Annotated in this window: 16 protein-coding genes and 3 tRNA genes; 3 read left to right on the top strand and 16 right to left on the bottom strand. The window is 67.4% G+C overall.

The window, feature by feature from the left end; all coding sequences use genetic code 11:
• Positions 1–41: 41 nt before the first annotated feature.
• The gene (locus DW306_RS19060; RefSeq protein ID WP_240747277.1) at positions 42–1082 is read right to left on the bottom strand and encodes a zinc-binding alcohol dehydrogenase family protein; all 1041 of its coding nucleotides are present in this window, start codon (positions 1080–1082) and stop codon (positions 42–44) included.
• A gap of 71 nt (positions 1083–1153) precedes the next feature.
• On the opposite strand from DW306_RS19060, the gene DW306_RS19055 reads away from it, so the two are divergent.
• Entirely contained in the window at positions 1154–1519 is a 366-nt protein-coding gene (locus DW306_RS19055) for a helix-turn-helix domain-containing protein (RefSeq protein WP_136057143.1), read from the top strand.
• 31 nt (positions 1520–1550) lie between these two features.
• Here the strand turns inward: DW306_RS19055 and DW306_RS19050 are convergent, their stop codons facing one another.
• The gene (locus tag DW306_RS19050; RefSeq protein WP_136057142.1) at positions 1551–2477 is read right to left on the bottom strand and encodes a PDR/VanB family oxidoreductase; all 927 of its coding nucleotides are present in this window, start codon (positions 2475–2477) and stop codon (positions 1551–1553) included.
• 18 nt (positions 2478–2495) lie between these two features.
• A complete protein-coding gene (locus DW306_RS19045; RefSeq protein ID WP_136057141.1) occupies positions 2496–3122 on the bottom strand; it encodes an MSMEG_1061 family FMN-dependent PPOX-type flavoprotein in 627 nt (208 codons plus the stop codon).
• 130 nt (positions 3123–3252) lie between these two features.
• Here DW306_RS19045 and DW306_RS19040 point away from each other — a divergent pair, with 130 nt between their 5' ends.
• On the top strand, positions 3253–3678 hold the full coding sequence (locus DW306_RS19040; protein WP_136057140.1) for a GNAT family acetyltransferase: 426 nt from the start codon (positions 3253–3255) through the stop codon (positions 3676–3678).
• 71 nt (positions 3679–3749) lie between these two features.
• On the opposite strand, the gene DW306_RS19035 is transcribed toward DW306_RS19040, so the two are convergent.
• From DW306_RS19035 to DW306_RS18985, 11 genes are all read right to left on the bottom strand, one after another.
• A tRNA-Met gene (locus DW306_RS19035) sits at positions 3750–3823 on the bottom strand.
• Positions 3824–3859: 36 nt separating this feature from the next.
• Positions 3860–3931 (bottom strand) — tRNA-Thr (locus DW306_RS19030).
• 69 nt (positions 3932–4000) lie between these two features.
• Positions 4001–5293: a M23 family metallopeptidase gene (locus tag DW306_RS19025; protein WP_136057139.1), complete on the bottom strand. Its 1293-nt coding sequence runs from the start codon at positions 5291–5293 to the stop codon at positions 4001–4003.
• A gap of 121 nt (positions 5294–5414) precedes the next feature.
• Positions 5415–6209, bottom strand: coding sequence for an inositol monophosphatase family protein (locus DW306_RS19020; protein ID WP_136057138.1), 795 nt, complete (start codon positions 6207–6209; stop codon positions 5415–5417).
• Positions 6206–7222 carry a hypothetical protein gene (locus DW306_RS21730; protein ID WP_136057137.1) on the bottom strand — a complete coding sequence of 339 codons (1017 nt, stop codon included), beginning with the start codon at positions 7220–7222 and terminating at the stop codon, positions 6206–6208. Before DW306_RS21730 ends, DW306_RS19020 begins: the two co-directional genes overlap by 4 nt.
• 118 nt (positions 7223–7340) lie before the next feature.
• Entirely contained in the window at positions 7341–8144 is an 804-nt protein-coding gene (locus DW306_RS19010; RefSeq protein WP_136057136.1) for an enoyl-CoA hydratase/isomerase family protein, read from the bottom strand.
• Between the two features lie 46 nt (positions 8145–8190).
• Positions 8191–8682 carry an FBP domain-containing protein gene (locus DW306_RS19005; protein ID WP_136057135.1) on the bottom strand — a complete coding sequence of 164 codons (492 nt, stop codon included), beginning with the start codon at positions 8680–8682 and terminating at the stop codon, positions 8191–8193.
• A 9-nt stretch (positions 8683–8691) separates the two neighbouring features.
• The gene (locus DW306_RS19000; protein WP_136057134.1) at positions 8692–9588 is read right to left on the bottom strand and encodes a bile acid:sodium symporter family protein; all 897 of its coding nucleotides are present in this window, start codon (positions 9586–9588) and stop codon (positions 8692–8694) included.
• A gap of 200 nt (positions 9589–9788) precedes the next feature.
• Complete coding sequence (locus DW306_RS18995) at positions 9789–10241, bottom strand: hypothetical protein (RefSeq protein ID WP_136057133.1); 453 nt, start codon at positions 10239–10241, stop codon at positions 9789–9791.
• Between the two features lie 133 nt (positions 10242–10374).
• Positions 10375–10459 (bottom strand) — tRNA-Tyr (locus DW306_RS18990).
• Between the two features lie 86 nt (positions 10460–10545).
• Complete coding sequence (locus tag DW306_RS18985) at positions 10546–11475, bottom strand: PfkB family carbohydrate kinase (protein ID WP_136057132.1); 930 nt, start codon at positions 11473–11475, stop codon at positions 10546–10548.
• 83 nt (positions 11476–11558) lie between these two features.
• Here DW306_RS18985 and DW306_RS18980 point away from each other — a divergent pair, with 83 nt between their 5' ends.
• Entirely contained in the window at positions 11559–12155 is a 597-nt protein-coding gene (locus DW306_RS18980; RefSeq protein ID WP_136057131.1) for a hypothetical protein, read from the top strand.
• A 142-nt stretch (positions 12156–12297) separates the two neighbouring features.
• Here the strand turns inward: DW306_RS18980 and rpoC are convergent, their stop codons facing one another.
• On the bottom strand, positions 12298–16173 hold the full coding sequence (gene rpoC / locus DW306_RS18975) for a DNA-directed RNA polymerase subunit beta' (RefSeq protein ID WP_136057130.1): 3876 nt from the start codon (positions 16171–16173) through the stop codon (positions 12298–12300).
• Positions 16174–16246: 73 nt separating this feature from the next.
• On the bottom strand, positions 16247–19750 hold the full coding sequence (locus tag DW306_RS18970) for a DNA-directed RNA polymerase subunit beta (RefSeq protein WP_136057129.1): 3504 nt from the start codon (positions 19748–19750) through the stop codon (positions 16247–16249).
• Positions 19751–19851: the final 101 nt, after the last annotated feature.

Below are 19851 nucleotides of genomic sequence, written 5' to 3'. Positions count from 1 at the left end.
GAAGATAGACGCGATGGCGGCGCGGCACCAGACGTCGGTGCTCAGGACCGCGCGGCCTCCTCGGCCCAGTCGGTCACGACGACCTTGCCGATCGTCTGCGAGGCCTCCACGATCTCGTGCGCCCGGCGCAGGGTCGCGGCATCGAGCGGGGTGAGATGCTCGGTCATCGTCGTGCGGATCACTCCGGAATCGACCAGCTCCGCCACCTGCTCGAGCAGTTCGTGCTGGTAGTCGTCGGCGGGGTCGGTCACCGGGCGGGTGAACATGAGCTCCCAGTGCCAGGTGACGCTCTTCGCCTTCAGCGCGTCGATGCTCCCCCCGGTCTCATCGATCGAGACGACCTCGCCGCGCGGGCGGATGACATCCGCGATCGCGCGGACGTTCCCCGGCGTGAACGACGTGAACCCGTAGTCGACGCCGTGCGGAGCGAGCTTCGACACCTCCTCGGCGAAGTCTCGACCGACGACGTGGTCCGCGCCCATCTGCTCGACCCACTCGGCCGATTCCTTCCGCGACGCGACCGCGATCACCCTCAGCTTCGTGAGCGCCTTCGCGAGCTGGATGATCAGGGATCCGACGCCGCCGGCCGCGCCGATCACGAGCAGAGTGCCCTCGCTGCGGTCGTCGAGGCGCAGCTTGTCGAACAGCGCCTCCCAGGCGGTGATCACGGTCAGCGGGAGCGCGGCGGCCTCTGCGGTGGAGAGGGACTGCGGGGCATGGCCCACGATGTTCTCGTTCACGAGGTGGTAGCGGCTGTTCGTGCCGGGGCGATCGATCTGCCCCGCGTAGAACACCCTGTCCCCCACGGCGAATCGGGTGGCCTGATCGCCGAGCCCGACGACCACGCCCACTGCGTCGTACCCCAGGATGCGCTGCTCGCCGGACGTCGGCGCGCCCGCGCGGACCTTCACGTCGACGGGGTTGATCGAGACGCCCTCGACCTCGACGAGGAGGTCTCTGCCCGTCGGAGAGGGAACGGGGAGCGACAGGTCGGTGAGCGACGTGGGGTCGGAGACGGGGCGCCGGCCACGGGCGCCGATCGCGGGCATGCGGTCGGGGAGGGAGATGTTGTCGTTTGCCATGTCCGTCACGCTATCCGAAGACCCCTAGTTACCCGCAAGCGCCCCAAGTATCCAAGAGATACCATAGATGGATGCTGACCGATACCGCCTGCCGCATCGATGCTCCTCATGACGTCTACGACGCGCAGTGCCCCTGCCGCGGCGTGCTCGATCTGCTCGCCGACAAGTGGAGCGCCCTCGTGATCGGAGCGCTCAGCGATGGCCCCCAGCGGTTCGGAGAGCTCAAGACCCGCCTGCAGGGCATCAGTCCGAAGGTGCTGACCGCGACCCTGCGGCGCCTCGAAGCACGGGCGCTGCTGGTGCGCACCGTCTACGCCGAGGTGCCCGTCCGTGTGGAGTATTCGCTCACCGAACTCGGCGTCGATGCCGAGAAGCCGCTGCGCGCACTGCGCGGCTGGGTCGAGGCGAACATCGAGCGCTTCCCCGCCGCCGGCTGAGCCGGATCCCCCGGCTGCGCTCACGCCCGCGCTACGCGTCGACGACGAGACTCGGCGAGATCGAGCGCGACACGCACGGATAGACCGTCATCGCATCGTCCGAGCTGTTGAGCGAGTCGCGGTGCTCCGGTTCGCCCTCGAGCACGGTGAGCGCACACGATCCGCAGACTCCCCGCAGGCACGATCCCTCGACGGGAACCCCGGAGCCCTGGAGGGCCTCGAGCATCGATCGCGCCGCCGGGACCTCGACGGTGATGTCCGAGCGCGTGCAGACCACGGAGAACACCGCGTTCGGGCGATGCTCACGCGGTTTCGGTTCGAACCGCTCGACGTGGATGCTGCTGCCTTCGGGCAGAACTCCGCTCGCCTCCGTGAGGGCATCGATAAAGCCCTGCGGACCGCACGCGTAGACCGCGGTGCCGGGTGCCATCTGCGCGAGAAGAGCGGCGACATCCAATCGTCCGGCGTCGCCGCTGACGTGCGTCGTCGCCCGGTCGCCGAGGGCGGCGAGGTCGTCGGCGAAGGCGATGTCGTCGCACTGCCGGACGAGGTAGGTCATGCGCCAATCGGCATCCGTGGCGGCGAGGTGACGTGCCATCGAGAGGATCGGGGTGATGCCGATGCCGGCGGCGAGGAGCAGATACGACGACGCCGGGGTGAGCGTGAACAGGTTGCGCGGCGGGCGCACCCACACGCGGCCGCCGACACGCAGGAAGCCGTGGATGTAGTGCGAGCCGCCGCGAGAGTACTGCTCTCGGCGCACCGCGATCCGATACGACGAGACGTCCGCGGGGTCTCCGCAGAGGGAGTACTGGCGCTCATGCCGGGTGACGAGCTGCACGTCGATGTGCGAACCGGGCTCCCAGGGGGGAAGCGGCGCACCGTCGGGCGCCTCGAGTCGGATGCTGACGATCGACGGGGTCTCCGTGATGATCTCGCGCACGACGAGCGCGGTCATCCCTGCACGGGAGCGCATTCAGTAGAGGGCTCGGTAGGCGTCGGACATGGCACCGTCGATGACGTCGCCCACCGTGGGATCCCAGCCGGACATGCTCGCCCAGATCTGCCCGGAGGTGGGCACCTCAGCCGCGAGGTCCTGCATCTCGGGGTCCCAGAGTCCGGCCCGCAGCAGCGCGCGGCCGCAGTGCAGGTAGACCTGCTCGGTGCGGATGACGATCGCGAGGTCCGGGACGGCGTGGTCCTGTTCGAGCATGGCGAGCAGGGACGCGTCGTTCGTCACCGTCGCCGTGCCGTTGATCCGCAGAGTCTCCGTCATGCCGGGCACGAAGCACAGCAGGCCGACGTGGCCGTTGTCCAGGATGTTCGTCATCGAGTCGGCGATCTTGTTGCCCAGCCGGTCGGGGATCACGACGGTGCGGGAGTCGAGGGCTCGGACGAAACCCGGGTAGTCGCCCCGGGGAGAGCAGTCGCAGTTGCCGGCGGCATCCGATGTCGACAGGCAGCAGAACGGGGAGTGGGCCAGGAAGGTCAGGCAGTTCTCGTCGAGGAAGTCGGTGATCTTCTGCGTCGTCGGAGCCTCCGGCTCGGCGAGGATCGACCTCACGTACTCCTCGTCGACGGCGGCGAAGTCGAAGGTGTCCATGCTTCGACGCTAGCCGAGCACGTGGATGCCGTCAGCGTCACGGTGGCACAGCATCAGGGGCTCTGCCTGTGTCAGGAGCACAGCGAAGCTCTTCCGTGAGATGCGCGGCCTGACGACATAGGTTGGGTGGATGGCTGTGGAAGTGCGCCCCCTGGAAGACGCGGATGTCGACGACGTCGTGGAGCTGTGGCACGAGGTCGGGATCACCCGGCCGTGGAACGATCCGCGCACCGACATCCGACGCGCTCGGGCCGTGTGGCCGGAGCTTCTCCTCGTCGCCGTGGACGGGCGTGCGCTCGTGGGGTCGGTGATGGCGGGATACGACGGTCATCGCGGCTGGCTCTACTACCTCGCGACCGCGCCGACCCGCCGCGGCGAGGGCATCGGCCGCCGACTCGTCGAGGAAGCCGAGGCGCGGCTTCTTGCCTTGGGCTGCCCGAAGGTGATGCTGATGGTCCGCGCCGGCAACGACACCGTGCTCGAGTTCTACGACGCCCTCGACTACACCCGCGAGACCTCGCGGGTCACCGGGAAGAGACTCATCCCGGACGTCTGAGCCGGGACGAGGACGCACCGTCGTGTCACGTCCGGAAACAGAAAAACCCCGGCGGACCGGGGTTCGTTCTGTAGCAGGAGCGGGGCTTGAACCCGCGACCTCACGATTATGAGTCGTGCGCTCTAACCAGCTGAGCTACCCTGCCGCGAGGCATCCGTCCGCGTGTGAGAAGAATGCTGCGAGCCCCGAGTCAGGATTGAACTGACGACCCCTTCCTTACCATGGAAGTGCTCTGCCACTGAGCTATCGGGGCATGCTGCCCCTCTCGGGGCAACCACACGAGAATACCATCACAGTGGCGTCCTCATGAAATCAAGGCGGGTCAGTACGAGTACCGGCCTGCGTTCTCGCGGAGCCACGGCAGCGGATCGATCGTCGTTCCGTTGACGATGAGCTCGAAGTGCATGTGCGCACCGTAGGAGCGGCCCGTGTTGCCGGTCTTGCCGACGATCTGGCCGACCTTCACCGTCTGCCCCTGGGTGACCTGGAGCGAGCCGTACTGCATGTGCGAGTAGTGGCTGGTGATGACGCCGCCGTCGATGACGTGATCGATGTAGACGGTCACGCCGTAGGCGCCGCCCTGCTCGGTCGCGATGCGCACGGTGCCGTCGGCGATGGCCTGGACGGGTGCACCGTTGCCGGGCACGAAGTCGATGCCCTCGTGCAGGCGGCCGCTGCGCATGCCGTAGCCGTAGCTCATGCCGACACCGACCATGAAGGGCCACTGGATCGCCGCTTCGGGGTCGTTGGTGAAGACCTCGTTGGAGTAGTTGATGCCCTGTTCGGCGGCGACCTGGACCAGCGAGATGGTGCTGAAGTCGTCGGCGCGGGCCAGCGACTCGTTCTCGACGCCGGACGGAGCCACGAAGGCCTGGATCTCGTCTTCGGCTGCACCGTCGGCGGTCGCAGCGGATGCCGTGACGAGCGATGTCGCCGCGAGGGGCGAGCCTCCCTGGACGGCGGCGACCGCTTCGGCCGGGAGAGTCATCGAGACGGCCAGCAGACCGGCGAGGCTCATGACACCGACGGTCGCTCCGACCGTGAGCACCTTGCGGACGTTGCGCGGACGGCGCGTGACGACATGTGCGGGAGCGTCTGCCGCGGCCTTCTCGTCGATGTGGGGCCGGCCGGCCGGCGCCTTGGCGGATGCGGATGCGGATGCCGTGGGCACCGGGCCGGTGGTACGGAAGGCGCGCGATGCGCGCTCGAAGGCGTCGTCATCGTCGGTGTCGTCTGCAGGAACACGTGCAGCGGCAGGCATCTCGAAGGCCTCCGGTGCGACGACGGGCTCAGGCTCGTCGACGGGCTCGGACATCTCGATGAGGTCTTCGACCTTGTCTGTCTCGAGCGATGCGTCGTCAGCATCCGCGGTGACGGCCTCGGCGGGCGCGTCGGCGACAGGGGCGAGCGGCGCGTCATCGATCGGGGTGCCGACGGTCGGTCGAACGCGTGCGGCGCGTCGGGAAAGCGGGGCGACAGCGGCGAAGGCGAGAGCTGCCTCGGCTGCTGCGACAGACTCCGTCGGTCCCGCCGCGGGGGCCTCGGAGGCCGCAGTGCGGAGTCGGCTGGACCGGCGCGTGGGCGCAGAGGCAGCCTGGGGATTCTCGAAGGGCAAAGCGTAATTCTCTCGGTCGTGCGTTAAGCGCGGGGGCGCGAACTCAGGATTCACCTTCGGGTGGTGAAAGTAACGATCGCATAAACCCTACCTGCATCCGCCTGAGAATGCCATGAACGGGTCAGCGTTTCTCGCCCAGGAGAGCGAGGAGTCGGGCGTGCACCTCGGGACCTCCGGAGATCAGCATGGGCCGCATTGAATCGAGGTCGTGACGCGAGACGAGGCCGCCGGCTTCTTCGACGAGGAGCGCTCCGGCGGCGAAGTCCCACGGTTTCAGACCTCTCTCGAAGTAGCCGTCGAGCCGCCCCGCCGCGACGTAGGCGAGGTCGAGTGCTGCGGACCCTGATCGACGGAGATCCCGCGCGATCGGCATCACCAGGCGCACGGTGGCGAGGTCGCCGTCATGCGTGGCCGGGTCGTAGCCGAACCCGGTCGCGAGGAGGGCCCCGGCCGAGGTGTCGGAGGTCACCGCGAGGCGCGACTCCCCCGCCCAGGCACCGTGGCCTCGGGCGGCGGTGAAGAGCTCCCCGAGAGCCGGCGCATTCACGGCGGCGGCGAGCGCTTCCCACGATTCGGGTTCCGACGACCCGCGTACGGCGGCGATGCTCACGTTGTACGCCGGCATCCCGTACGCGTAGTTGACGGTTCCGTCGATCGGATCGACGACCCACGTGATGCCGCTGGTGCCGCTGCCCGCCCCCGACTCCTCGCCGAGGAAGCCGTCCTCAGGCCGAGCGGCATCGAGCCGCGCGCGGATGAGCGCCTCGACTTCGCGATCGGCCTCGGTGACGATGTCGGCGATCGTGGACTTGGTCGCAGCGAGGTGCACACCGTCACGACGGCGGCGCAATGCCAGCTCGCCCGCCTCTTTCGCGATCTCGGTCGCGAGCTCCCCGAGCTCGAGTTCGAGGGTCACGGGGCGGGATGCTGCGGGGCGGGCGGAGGCGGCGGGAACGCCGGCGGAGCACCGTGCTCCGGCGCCGCCTGCGGCTCCGCGACGGGAGCCTGGGGCACCGGAGGAGCCTCGGGCGCCTGCGGCACAGGCGGAGCGAACGGCTGCGCGTACTGCGGCTGCGCGAACGGGGGCTGCGCCGGCTCGGGTGAGACGGGGAACGGCACGACGGGCGCCTGCCCGAGTGCCTGCTGCTGTGGCGCGACACTCGGGTATCCGGTGTAATACGCGTTCCAGTCGGGGCTGCCATCGGGAAGCGCAGGAAGCGGCGTCACGCCGTCGGCGTAGGTGGGCCAGGCCGGTGCGGCTGCCACCGCCTGAGACGCATGCGTCGGCTTCTTCGGAGCGAAGAGCGCGTTCAGAAGAGGGATGAGCGTCGTGCCCACGGCCGCGAGGATCGTCAGCGCGACGACGATGCGCCAGTACAGCTCGCCGTAGTCGAAGCTGTGCGGGAAGGCGAGGAAGAAGACGAGCAGACCGACCAGCGCACCGAGGAACACGATCGTCACGATGTAGATGATGCGCGTGAACGTGGTCACATGACGCTGCGCCGCAGGCGTGAACAGCCGCACGTGCAGCAGCGCGAGCTGCAGGATGCCGATCACGAGCAGCAGCTGGAAGAAGCGCTCCGCCCCGGTGAAGTAGCCGTCCTCTTCGGGGAGCCAGATCTTGACCGCGCCGACGAGCAGCGCGACGATCCAGGTCACCATGCTGGCGAGGGCCAGCCAGTCGGGCCGGTTGGGTGCGAGCCCCGCCTCGAGGATCGCGATGCCCGCGAAGGCCGCCAGCAGCAGGATGGTGAGGAAGGCGCGACCGATCAGGCCGTCCTGGTCCCCGATCAGCACCCAGATGACGCAGACGAGCGCTGCGGCGATCAGTGCGCCGATCGCGATCCAGATGGCGCCCCTGATCAGCAGAGACATGTTCTTCTTCTCACCCTGCGGCGGCTGTTGCGCGGTGATCTCCGGCTGAGACATGGCCATCCTCTCGTTGAGCGGCGATGCCCTCATCCTGCCACGCGTGCGCCCCGTTGACGGGGCGGCCGTCCGGGCGGTGTGAAGTCTTCGCCGCGAACCCGCGTCGGTGCAGGAAAGGTCAGCCGGCCTTCTTCGCGGATGCCGCAGCGAAGGCCGCGACCCGCGCCTGAGCATCCGCCGTCTCGAGGGCCGCGCCGATCGAGCGCGCCTCCTCGCTCAGCTGCTCCGCGAAGGAACGCTCCGGCTGCGAACGCACCAGCCGCTTCGCCTGTCCGTACGCGTCGGCGGCTCCGGCGAGCCAGAAACGGGCGATCTCCTTGCCCCGGGCACGCACCAGCGCAGCTTCGGCCGCGGCATCCTCACCTGCGACAGCCTCGGCGACGAGTCCCCACTCCACCGCCTCCTGCGCCGTGAGCAGTCGGTCCTGCAGGACGAGCTGCAGCGCGCGCCGCTGACCGACGGCACGGGCGAGCTGCGCCGAGACCGAGAGATCGGGGGTGAGACCGATGTTCGCGTAGAGGCTGCCGAGCCGCGATCGCGAACCCACGACAGCGTAGTCGCTGCACAGCAGGATGCCGAGGCCTCCGCCGGCCGTGGTTCCGTGCGCCGCCGCGACGACGGGCACGGACGATTCCGTCAACGACCGGATGCCGGCATTGATCACCTCGGCGAGCGCCGTGATGTCGGCTCCGGACGAGGAGCCCATCGTCGTCGCCATGTCGATGACGTCACCGCCGGCGCAGAAGGCCGGGCCTGCGGCGTCGATGAGGATGGCCTTCACATCCGGGCGCGAGGTGGCCTCGGCGGTCGCGTCCCGCCAGGCGTGGGCCAGGTCGGCGTTGAACGCGTTGAGCCGAGCCGGACGGTTCAGCGTGAGCCGCGCCATCCCCTCTTCGACGGTGAACAGGATGGCATCGCTCATGGCTTCTCCTTCGAGCACGGGATGGGTGGGTCCAGCGTAACCGCGTTCAGTCCTGCTCCCAGACGCGGGAGACGAACGCCTCCATGCGTCGGCGCGTGCCGTCGAGTCGGAAGTCGACCTGGCCGGGTGAGCGGATCTCGTTCGGCGCGAGCGGATGCGCCAGCCGCACGTTCTCGTGGCAGGACAGGTCAGCGCAGATGTAGGTGCCGAAGGAGTCGCCGCGCCTCCCTGCCTCGCCCGTGCGTCGCGCGGAGAGGAGCGCGACCTGGTTGCCCGGCTGCATCGTGTGGCAGATGTTGCACATGCCGGAACGGACGCGTGCGGGTTCGGACGCGCGGAGCACGACCCCGACGACCTCGCCCTCGTGCTGGATCAGCACGTATCCCCGCTTGGCGGCACTCGGATCGCGCCAGGCGAAGAAGTCGAGATAGTCCCAGTCGACGAGAACGAAGTCGTGGGGCATCTCGAGGGTCCGCAGCTCATCGGCATCCGCGTTGACGAACGATGCCCGGACTTCGGCTTCGGTGAGCGCTCGCATCGCTCCAGTCTATGAACCCTCGGCGGCGGTGGCGGCCGGAACGGCCTGTTCGACGGCGGCTCGATCCCGGATCAGGAATCCGAAGCCGAAGGCGATGAAGAACATCAGCACGCCGTACACAGCGGCCGGGAGACTCAGCTCGACGGATCCGAGCACGGATTGCGCGATGACGATCGCGAGCGTGGCGTTATGGATGCCGATCTCGAACGAGGTCGCGATCGCCTGACGCCTTCCCACGCGCAGCCACCGCGGGATGAGGAATCCGATGGTCAGGCTGATGAGGCAGAACAGCACGGTGATCAGGGCGAGCCGGGCGACGTTGTCGACGAGCAGCGACCAGTTCGACGCCACCGCGCCGGCGATCACGACGATCAGGATGATGACGGAGGCGATGCGCACGGGCTTGTCCATGCCGTCGGCGAACCTCGGCGAGAAACGGCGGATCAGCATGCCGAGCGCGACCGGGAGCAGCACGATCGCGAAGACCTCGAGCGCCTTCGACCACTGCAGGCCGAGCTGATCGTCGAAAGGCCGGAAGTAGGCGATCGCGAAGTTCGTGATGAGCGGGAGGGTGATCACCGCGATCACCGAGTTCACCGCGGTCAGCGAGATGTTGAGCGCGATGTCACCGCGGAACAGGTGGCTGTAGAGGTTCGCCGTCGTGCCGCCGGGCGAGGCCGCGAGCATCATCATGCCGACCGCGAGGATCGGTGGAAGCTGGAATGCCAGCACCAGCCCGAAGCAGATCGCCGGCAGGAGCACGAGCTGGCAGAGCAGCGCGATGAGCACCGCCTTGGGTTGCTTCAGCACCCGCGCGAAGTCCGCGAGAGTGAGGCTGAGTCCGAGCCCCAGCATGATGATGCCGAGGGCGACGGGGAGTCCGATGGTGGTCAACGCTGATCCCATGGCACTCAGTGTGGCGGATGAGGGGTCTCGGTGTCACGGGCTGATCGCGACTCGGTAATCACGCCGGTCGGGATTCCAGGCGGCGACGATCTGGACCACAATGGTCACGATGGGGGGCGCCGAGCCTCGATCGACCCGCGGCGACGGATGATGACATGAAGTCTCCGTAAAGCGTCATCGCGTATCGCTTCGGAGGGCCGCTAGTCGACCCAGCTGCGGACCTCGTCCTCCATTGATGCGTCCGCCGCGCCGCGGAGCTCGAAGGTGGGGTCGGCTGCGGTCCCGCCGATCGTGCAGTACGCAAAGCTCTGCGATCCCCCTGAGAGGCCGGGAACCAGTACGAACCAGGGATGCTCGGAGTCGTTGTGCTCGACGCTTGCACTCGCGAGGTCGGGCTGAAGGGGTGTTCCGAAATCTCCTGCGGTGCTCTCGAGACACGCCTGGATCAGGATGTCGTCGGTGAAGCCGTCCTCTCCCACCGGCGCGTGAGTCTCCGGCACCTGAGTCTCAGGCACCGGGGTGTCGCTCGGGGCGGGAGAAGCGGAAGGCGCCTCGGAGGGCGACGCGCTGGATGAAGCTCCTTCGCCGGTCGCCGAGCAACCCGACAGGAGGAGGATCGCCGCGACGGCGGCAAGGGTTGCGAGACGTGTCATACGGGCACCCTACCGAAGCTGGCATCGGAGCCCGGGCGTCACGCCGGCCGGAGCTGCTTCAAACCCTGACGTCGCGTGCGATCCCCGAAACGCAGAAAACCCCCGGGTGGACCGGGGGCTTCTCGTGCGTGCGTGGTGGCGAGTGAGGGATTCGAACCCCCGAATGCTGAGCAGTCTGATTTACAGTCAGATCCCTTTGGCCGCTTGGGTAACTCGCCAGAGCGCACCCGTCCGACTTGGACAGCCAACCGGGGGCACGAAAGACCATCATACCCGTCAGACGCGGGCACATGAAATCGACCCGTCAGCTGCCGAACACGCCGCGTTCGACCTCCGCGAGCGACTCCGGAGTGCGCAGCAGACCGCCCTCGGCGCGACACGTCGCGGCAGCGATGTCCATGGCCCGGACGAGCAGCGCATGCCAGTCGTCGAGCGACTTCGGAGCGCCCGACACGAGCCCGGCGGCGACCGCCGAGAGGGTCGCGTCACCCGCGCCCACGGTGTCGACGATGCGTCCCGGGAGCTCTGAGATCGGGGCGGCCGTCGTGCCGGCATCCGTCTCGAGGATCGCGCCGTCGGCGCCCGCCGTCGCGAGCACGGCATCCACACCGAGGTCGCGGAGCCGGGCGCGCAGCGCGTCGAGTTCGCCGTCGTAGAGGATCGCGGCGTCATCCGCGCCGACCTTCACGATCTCGGCCCCGGCCGCCACACGCTCGAAGCCGCGCACGAACTCGGCCCGGTCGCTCAGCATCCCGGTGCGCGGGTTGGGGTCGATCGCCAGGCGCGCTCCCGCCGTCGCGTCGGCCAGGGCATCCACCTCGGCCGGCACGTCGAAGGGGAAGCAGCTGATCGCCACGAGACCGGCCTGCGCGAGCGCCGCACGGGCCTCGTCGGAGTATCGGATGCTGCGCTTCTGCGCCGCCTCATTGAAGACGTACTCGGGCTCGCCGTTTGCCGCCCGCTGCACGACCGCGCGCGACGAACCGTGTGCGGCCGCGCTCTCGACGAGGCGGACACCGTGGTCGGAGAGGTACTCGCGGATGTGCGCGCCGGCATCGTCGTCGCCCACCATCGCGATGAGGGTGGTCGCGACGCCGAGTCGCCGGAGGCCCACGGCCACGTTCAACGCTGCGCCGCCGACGAGCTCGCGCACACCCGCGTCATCGCGGATCTCGTCGATCAGCGCATCACCGATCACGACGGCGGATGCTGCGGCGGAAGTCTCGATGCTCATCCGCCGACCCTATCGCGACGCGCCGCCGGGCGAGTGCCGCGCGAATGCTGTCCCCCGCCGGGCAACCGCGCTACGGTGTGGCCATGAACGCGCGATACGCCGCCGGCGCCGCGGCCCTCCTACTGGTGGCCGCGCTGACCGCGTGCTCACCGGCATCCGATGGATCCGGGGATGCCGGCGGATCGCCGAGTCCGTCAGCAGGAGCATCCGAAGGCCCGGGCGAGACGGGAACGCCGTCCCCCTCCCCCAGCCCGACCGCCAAGGGCGTCGCCCTGCCGACGGACTGCCGAGCGATCCTCTCGGACGACGTGCTGGCGCAGCTCGAGGGTGTGCCTCTGAACGACGCCGCCTTCGGCCCGTCCGGCGTCGGGACCGACGGCACCCTGACCTGCATCTGGGCGGACCCCGGGGCCGACACCACGAGCCTCGTGACGACGATCTCGGGCATGAATCGCGGCCCGGCGCTCGACATGCTCAACGCCCTCGCCGACAACGAGGGCTTCTCCTGCTTCACGCCGGACGGCGGCACCCGCTGCGAGAAGACCTGGCCGAACACGCAATATCCGGTGACCGACGGGCGCACGCTGTTCTGGCGCGACGACATCCTCATCGACACGCGGTACTCGAACCTGGCGCCCTCGGGTTACACGTCGGCGATCGTCGAGCACCTCTTCGGCTGAGGGTCTGCATTCGAATCGCGCAAATGGTCGCTTCCGGACGCCGAAACTGACCAGGTGCGCGATTCGAACCGGATGTTGCCGCCCTCGCACACGAAGAAGGCCCCGGGGACGAACCCCGGGGCCTTCTCAGTCACTCATTACGTCAGTTGTACGTACCGGGCGTGATGTCGTCCGTCGAGAATGCGTCGAAGTCGACGTAGCCGAAGTCGCCGTCCGCGTACGCACCGTCGGATGCGAAGATCCGGTTCGGGTAGCGCTCGCTCTTGGCTTCCTCGGTCGCCTCGACCGTGACGTCGCGGTACTTCGAGAGTCCCGTTCCGGCGGGGATGAGCTTACCGATGATGACGTTCTCCTTGAGACCGACCAGCGGGTCGCGCTTGCCCTGCATCGCAGCCTCGGTGAGCACACGGGTCGTCTCCTGGAACGACGCAGCCGACAGCCACGACTCGGTCGCGAGCGACGCCTTCGTGATACCCATCAGCTCCGAACGACCGGAAGCCGGACGCTTGCCCTCGGCGACAGCCTCGCGGTTGATCGCCTGGTAGCGCTTGAGGTCGACCATCTCACCCGGAAGCAGGGTCGTGTCGGCGTGATCGACGACGGTGACCTTGCGGAGCATCTGACGGACGATGACCTCGATGTGCTTGTCGTGGATCGGCACACCCTGCGAGCGGTACACGCCCTGGACGCCGCCGACGAGGTAACGCTGCACCTCGCGAGCACCCATGACGCGCATGATCTCCTTGGGGTCGAGCGTTCCGACGAGGATCGGCTGACCGACGGTGACGTGCTGTCCGTCTTCCACGAGCAGCGTCGCACGACGCAGCACCGGGTAGATGACGGGCTCGTCGCCGCTGTCGGGCGTCAGGATGACCTTCTTGCCCTTGTCGGTCTCGTCGATCGTGATGCGACCATCGGCCTCGGCGATCGGGGACGCACCCTTGGGGGTACGAGCCTCGAACAGCTCCTGCACGCGGGGAAGACCCTGCGTGATGTCGTCTGCCGACGCGGAACCACCGGTGTGGAAGGTACGCATCGTCAGCTGGGTACCGGGCTCACCGATCGACTGGGCCGCGATGATGCCGACGGCCTCGCCGATGTCGACGGTCTTGCCCGTCGCCAGCGAACGGCCGTAGCACTGCGCGCAGACACCCACGGCGGAGTCGCAGGTCAGGACCGAGCGCACCTTGATGGTCTCGACACCGAGAGCGACGAGCTTGTCGATCAGGACATCGCCCACGTCGTCGCCGGCCGAGGCGAGGACCTCGCCCGACTCGCTGACGACGTCGGAGGCCAGGGTACGGGCGAACACCGAGTTCTCGACGTTCGCGTCGCGCACCAGCTCACCCTGCGAGTTCGGAGCGGCGATCGGGAGCTCGAGGCCCTTCGACGTGCCGCAGTCCTCTTCGCGGATGATGACGTCCTGCGAGACATCCACCAGACGACGGGTCAGGTAACCCGAGTCGGCGGTACGCAGAGCGGTGTCGGCCAGACCCTTACGGGTACCGTGCGTCGCGATGAAGTACTCCGCAACCGACAGACCCTCGCGGTACGAGGAGATGATCGGACGCGGGATGATCTCACCCTTGGGGTTGTTCACCAGACCACGCATACCGGCGATGTTCCGGATCTGCAGCCAGTTACCACGAGCACCCGACGACACCATGCGGTTGATGGTGTTGTCCTCCGGGAAGTTGTCCCGCATCGCGGTCTGAACCTCGTCGGTCGCCTCGGTCCAGATCTTGATGAGCTCCTGGCGACGCTCGGTGTCGGTCGTCAGACCCTTCTCGTACTGCGACTGGACCTTCGCGGCCTGCTTCTCGTAGCCCGCGACGATCTCGGCCTTGTTCGGCGGCGTGAGGATGTCGCTCAGGGCGACGGTCACACCGGAGCGCGTGGCCCAGTAGAAGCCGGCGTCCTTGATGCGGTCCAGCGACGCAGCCGTCTCGACCTTGGGGTACTCCTCGGCCAGCTTGTTGACGATCTGCGACAGCTTGTTCTTGTCAGCCTGCTCGCGGACGAACGGGTAGCCCTTGGGCAGCGTGTCGTTGAAGATCGCCTGACCGAGCGAGGCGTCGACGAGACCGTGACGCTCGTAGCCCTCGGGAGCGTCGCCCTCGAGGAACGTCAGACCGGGGATGCGGATGCGGACCTTGGCCTGCAGGTCGAGGCTTCCCTCGTCCTTCGCCAGGATCGCCTCGCCCACCGAGCCGAAGGCACGACCCTCACCGGCTGCGCCCGCCTTGACCGTGGTCAGGTGGTGCAGACCGATGATCATGTCCTGCGAAGGCAGGGTGACCGGGCGGCCGTCGGACGGCTTCAGGATGTTGTTCGACGCGAGCATCAGCACGCGGGCCTCGGCCTGAGCCTCGACCGACAGCGGCAGGTGCACGGCCATCTGGTCACCGTCGAAGTCGGCGTTGAACGCCGCGCAGACGAGCGGGTGCAGCTGGATGGCCTTGCCCTCGACGAGCTGCGGCTCGAACGCCTGGATGCCGAGACGGTGCAGCGTGGGTGCACGGTTCAGCAGAACCGGACGCTCACGGATGATCTCCTCGAGCACGTCCCAGACCTCGGGACGGGTGCGCTCGACGGCGCGCTTGGCCGCCTTGATGTTCTGCGAGTGACCGAGGTCGATCAGGCGCTTGATCACGAACGGCTTGAAGAGCTCCAGAGCCATCTGCTTGGGCAGACCGCACTGGTGCAGCTTCAGCTGCGGTCCGACGATGATGACCGAACGGCCCGAGTAGTCGACGCGCTTGCCGAGCAGGTTCTGACGGAAGCGACCCTGCTTGCCCTTCAGCATGTCGCTGAGGGACTTCAGGGCGCGGTTGCCGGTACCGGTGACGGGGCGACCACGGCGACCGTTGTCGAACAGGGCGTCGACGGCCTCCTGCAGCATCCGCTTCTCGTTGTTGACGATGATCTCGGGGGCGCCGAGGTCGATCAGACGACGAAGACGGTTGTTGCGGTTGATCACACGACGGTAGAGGTCGTTGAGGTCGGAGGTCGCGAAGCGGCCACCGTCGAGCTGCACCATCGGGCGCAGCTCCGGCGGGATCACCGGCACGACATCCAGAACCATGGCGGCCGGGCTCATGCCGGTCTCCAGGAACGAGTTGACGACCTTCAGGCGCTTGATCGCGCGGATCTTGCGCTGACCCTTGCCCTCGGAGATCTGCAGGTGCAGGCTCTCCGCCTCGGCCGCGAGGTCGAACGCCGCGAGGCGGCGCTGGATCGACTCGGCGCCCATGTAGGCCTCGAAGTACTGACCGAAGCGATCCTGCAGCTCGTGGAAGACGTCGTCCTCGGGACGAAGGGCGCCGACCTCGAGGGTGCGGAAGTCCTCCCACACGCGCTCCAGCTTCAGGATCGCCTCGTCGGCACCCTTGCGGATGAGCGACATCTCCTTCTCGGCGGCGTCCTTGACCTTCTTCTTGGCGTCGGCCTTCGCACCCTCGGCCTCGAGAGCAGCGAGCTCCTCCTCGAGACGAGCCAGGCGCTCGGCGATCTTCGCGTCACGACGGTCACCGAGCGTCTTCAGCTCGAGACGGATGTTGTTCTCCTGCGTGCCCAGGTCGCGGTGACGAGCATCCTCGTCGACCGAGATGACCATGTAGGCGGCGAAGTAGATGACCTTCTCGAGGTCCTTCGGCGCCATGTCGAGCAGGTAGCCGAGACGCGAGGGCACACCCTTGAAGTACCAGATGTGGGTGACGGGAGCGGCGAGCTCGATGTGACCCATGCGCTCACGACGGACGGAGCTCTTGGTGACCTCCACGCCGCAGCGCTCGCAGACGATGCCCTTGAAGCGGACGCGCTTGTACTTTCCGCAGGCGCACTCCCAGTCGCGGGACGGGCCGAAGATCTGCTCTCCGAAGAGACCGTCCTTCTCCGGCTTCAGGGTGCGGTAGTTGATGGTTTCGGGCTTCTTGACCTCACCGTACGACCACGCGCGGATGTGGTCGGCGGTGGCGAGGCCGATGCGAAGCTCATCGAAGGTTGTTGACTCGAGCACTGATTCTCCTGTGTCGGAATTCTTTTTGAGAAGTCTGGAAGGGGGGCCGCCGCATCACACGGCGGCCCGCACCTTAGATCTCGTCGATCGAGGCGGCCTCGAAGCGGCTGGAGATGTTGATCCCGAGCTCCTCCGCTGCGCGGAAGGCCTCGTCGTCGGTGTCGCGGAGGTTGACCAGCGTGCCGTCGGCCGAGAGGACCTCGACGTTCAGGCAGAGCGACTGCATCTCCTTCATGAGCACCTTGAACGACTCGGGGATGCCCGGCTCCTGGATGTTCTCGCCCTTGACGATCGCCTCGTACACCTTGACGCGGCCGAGGATGTCGTCGGACTTGATCGTGAGGAGCTCCTGGAGCGCGTACGCGGCGCCGTAGGCCTCGAGGGCCCACACCTCCATCTCACCGAAGCGCTGTCCACCGAACTGCGCCTTACCACCGAGCGGCTGCTGGGTGATCATCGAGTACGGACCCGTGGAACGCGCGTGGATCTTGTCGTCGACCAGGTGGTGCAGCTTCAGGATGTACATGTAGCCGACCGAGATCGGCGCCGGGAACGGCTCACCCGAGCGACCGTCGAAGAGCTGCGTCTTGCCGCTCGAGTCGATCAGGCGGACGCCGTCGCGCGTCGGGAGCGTCGAGTCGAGGAGACCAGCGATCTCCTCCTCGCTCGCACCGTCGAACACCGGGGTCGCGACCTTCGTGCCGGGAGCAGCCTCGAAGGCCTCCTCCGGCAGACGAGCAGCCCACTCCGGAGTGCCCTCGACCTTCCAGCCCTGGTTGGCGATCCACCCGAGGTGGGTCTCCAGGACCTGGCCGAAGTTCATTCGACCCGGGATGCCGAGCGGGTTCAGCACGATGTCGACCGGGGTACCGTCCGAAAGGAACGGCATGTCCTCGATCGGGAGGATCTTCGCGATGACACCCTTGTTGCCGTGACGGCCGGCGAGCTTGTCGCCCTCGGTGATCTTGCGCTTCTGGGCGATGTAGACCACGACGCGGCGGTTCACGCCGGAGCCGAGCTCGTCGTCGCCGTCCTCGGCGTTGAACTCCTTGACCGCGATGATCGTGCCCTGCTCGCCGTGCGGCACCTTCAGGGACGTGTCGCGGACCTCGCGGCTCTTCTCGTTGAAGATCGCGCGGAGCAGACGCTCCTCGGCCGACAGCTCGGTCTCGCCCTTCGGCGTGACCTTGCCGACGAGGATGTCACCGGGGCGGACCTCGGCACCGATGCGGATGATGCCGCGCTCGTCGAGGTCCTTCAGCAGCTCCGGGCTGACGTTGGGGAGGTCACGGGTGATCTCCTCCTTGCCGAGCTTCGTGTCGCGGGCGTCGACCTCGTACTCCTCGATGTGGATCGAGGAGAGGGTGTCGTCCTTCACCAGGTCCTGGCTGAGGATGATCGCGTCCTCGAAGTTGTAGCCCTCCCACGTCATGAACGCGACGAGGAGGTTCTTCCCGAGGGCCAGCTCGCCGTTCTCGGTGGCGGGGCCATCGGCGATGACCTCTCCGACCTCGACGCGCTCGCCGGCGGAGACGACGACCTTCTGGTTGTACGACGTGCCCTGGTTGGAGCGGTCGAACTTGCGCAGGTGGTACTCCTGCGTGCCGCCCTCGTCGAGCATGACGACGACGCGGTCCGCGGAGACCTCGGAGACGACACCGGCCTTGTCGGCGGTGAGCACGTCACCGGCGTCGATGGCCGTGTAGCCCTCCATACCGGTTCCGACGAGCGGCGAGTCGCTGCGGAGCAGCGGCACAGCCTGACGCTGCATGTTGGCACCCATGAGGGCGCGCTGTGCGTCGTCGTGCTCGAGGAACGGCACGAGCGAGGTCGCGACCGACACCATCTGGCGCGGGGAGACGTCGATGTAGCCGATGTCCTCCGGCAGGAACATGTCGACCTCGCCGCTGCCGCCCTTGGGGCGGGCCAGGACGTGGCTCTCGAGGAAGCGACCCTTGGCATCGAGCGGGGCGTTGGCCTGCGCGATGTTGAAGTCGACCTCTTCGGAAGCCGTCAGGTAGTCGATGTGCTCGGTGACGACGCCATCGGTGACCTTGCGGTACGGGGTCTCGATGAAGCCGAAGGAGTTGATGCGCGCGAATGTCGCGAGCGCACCGATCAGACCGATGTTCGGGCCTTCCGGCGTCTCGATCGGGCACATGCGGCCGTAGTGCGACGGGTGGACGTCACGGACCTCGACGCCGGCGCGGTCACGGGAGAGACCACCCGGGCCGAGCGCGGAGAGACGACGCTTGTTCGTCAGACCGGCGAGCGGGTTGTTCTGGTCCATGAACTGCGACAGCTGCGACGTTCCGAAGAACTCCTTGATCGCGGCGACGACGGGGCGCACGTTGATCAGGGTCTGCGGCGTGATCGCCTCGATGTCCTGCGTGGTCATGCGCTCGCGGACGACGCGCTCCATGCGGGACAGACCGGTGCGGACCTGGTTCTGGATCAGCTCGCCGACCGCGCGGATGCGACGGTTGCCGAAGTTGTCGATGTCGTCGGTCGCGAGACGGATCTCGGCCTTCTTACCCGAACGGATGCCGGTGAAGGTCTCCTCGGTGCCCGCGTGCAGACGCACGAGGTACTTGATCGTGGCCACGATGTCTTCGACGGTCAGGACCGACGAGCTCAGCGGCTGGTCGAGACCCAGCTTGTGGTTGATCTTGTAACGACCGACCTTCGCCAGGTCGTAGCGCTTCGGGTTGAAGTAGAAGTTGTCCAGCAGCGCGCGGGCGGCCTCGGCGGCGACCTGCTCGCCCGGACGGAGCTTGCGGTAGATGTCGCGGAGCGCATCTTCCTTCGTGACGATCGTGTCCTTCGCGAGCGTCTCCTCGATCGAGGTGTAGCCGGCGAACTCGGCGAGGATCTCCTCGCTCGTCATGCCCAGCGCCTTGAGGAAGACGGTGACCGACTGCTTGCGCTTGCGGTCGACGCGCACGCCGACCTGGTCGCGCTTGTCGATCTCGAACTCGAGCCATGCACCGCGGCTCGGGATGACCCTCGCCGAGACGATGTCCTTGTCGGACGTCTTGTCGGGGGTCTTGTCGAAGTAGACACCGGGCGAGCGCACGAGCTGCGAGACGACGACGCGCTCGGAGCCGTTGATGATGAACGTGCCCTTGTCGGTCTGGAGCGGGAAGTCGCCCATGAAGACCGTCTGGGTCTTGATCTCACCCGTGAGGTGGTTCATGAACTCGGCTTCGACGTACAGCGGAGCGGCGTAGGTCTTGCCACGCTCCTTGCACTCGTCGATCGAGTACTTCTCCGGCTCGAGATACGGGTTCGTGAACGACAGCTGCATCGTCTCGCCGAGGTCCTCGATGGGAGAGATCTCCTCGAAGATCTCGCCGAGGCCCGAGTTCTCGTTGACGTCGGTGCGGCCGGCCTTCTTGGCCTCGGCAACACGCGCCTTCCAGGCGTCGTTGCCGACGAGCCAACCGAAGGACTCGGTCTGCAGAGCCAGAAGGTCAGGGACCGTCAGGGTGTCGGAGATCTTGGCGAACGAAAGACGGGATGCTCCGCGTCCGTTCTTGGTGGTGGTGGATGTGGATGCGTTGCGAGCAGCAGCCAAGGGAATAACCTCCGTGAGCCCCGCAGGGCTTCTCGATTCCTTTGTCGTCAGGTGGAGTGTGCGCTCAAAGACTCAACGAATGCCGACCACCATATGAGGGC

Origin of the sequence: Microbacterium sp. K24, assembly GCF_004794465.1 — a bacterium.
In the GTDB taxonomy this organism is placed as follows: domain Bacteria; phylum Actinomycetota; class Actinomycetes; order Actinomycetales; family Microbacteriaceae; genus Microbacterium.
Note: the sequence above shows the minus strand (reverse complement) of the source record. Positions and strands in the feature narration are given on the sequence as shown.

Bases quoted from the DNA above. Each gene is read 5' to 3' on its own strand.
- DW306_RS19060 (WP_240747277.1), bottom strand. From the start codon at position 1,082: ATGGCAAACGACAACATCTCCCTCCCCGACCGCATGCCCGCGATCGGC.
- DW306_RS19055 (WP_136057143.1), top strand. From the start codon at position 1,154: ATGCTGACCGATACCGCCTGCCGCATCGATGCTCCTCATGACGTCTAC.
- DW306_RS19050 (WP_136057142.1), bottom strand. From the start codon at position 2,477: ATGACCGCGCTCGTCGTGCGCGAGATCATCACGGAGACCCCGTCGATC.
- DW306_RS19045 (WP_136057141.1), bottom strand. From the start codon at position 3,122: ATGGACACCTTCGACTTCGCCGCCGTCGACGAGGAGTACGTGAGGTCG.
- DW306_RS19040 (WP_136057140.1), top strand. From the start codon at position 3,253: ATGGCTGTGGAAGTGCGCCCCCTGGAAGACGCGGATGTCGACGACGTC.
- DW306_RS21730 (WP_136057137.1), bottom strand. From the start codon at position 7,222: ATGTCTCAGCCGGAGATCACCGCGCAACAGCCGCCGCAGGGTGAGAAG.
- DW306_RS19010 (WP_136057136.1), bottom strand. From the start codon at position 8,144: ATGAGCGATGCCATCCTGTTCACCGTCGAAGAGGGGATGGCGCGGCTC.
- DW306_RS19005 (WP_136057135.1), bottom strand. From the start codon at position 8,682: ATGCGAGCGCTCACCGAAGCCGAAGTCCGGGCATCGTTCGTCAACGCG.
- DW306_RS19000 (WP_136057134.1), bottom strand. From the start codon at position 9,588: ATGGGATCAGCGTTGACCACCATCGGACTCCCCGTCGCCCTCGGCATC.
- DW306_RS18995 (WP_136057133.1), bottom strand. From the start codon at position 10,241: ATGACACGTCTCGCAACCCTTGCCGCCGTCGCGGCGATCCTCCTCCTG.
- DW306_RS18985 (WP_136057132.1), bottom strand. From the start codon at position 11,475: ATGAGCATCGAGACTTCCGCCGCAGCATCCGCCGTCGTGATCGGTGAT.
- DW306_RS18980 (WP_136057131.1), top strand. From the start codon at position 11,559: ATGAACGCGCGATACGCCGCCGGCGCCGCGGCCCTCCTACTGGTGGCC.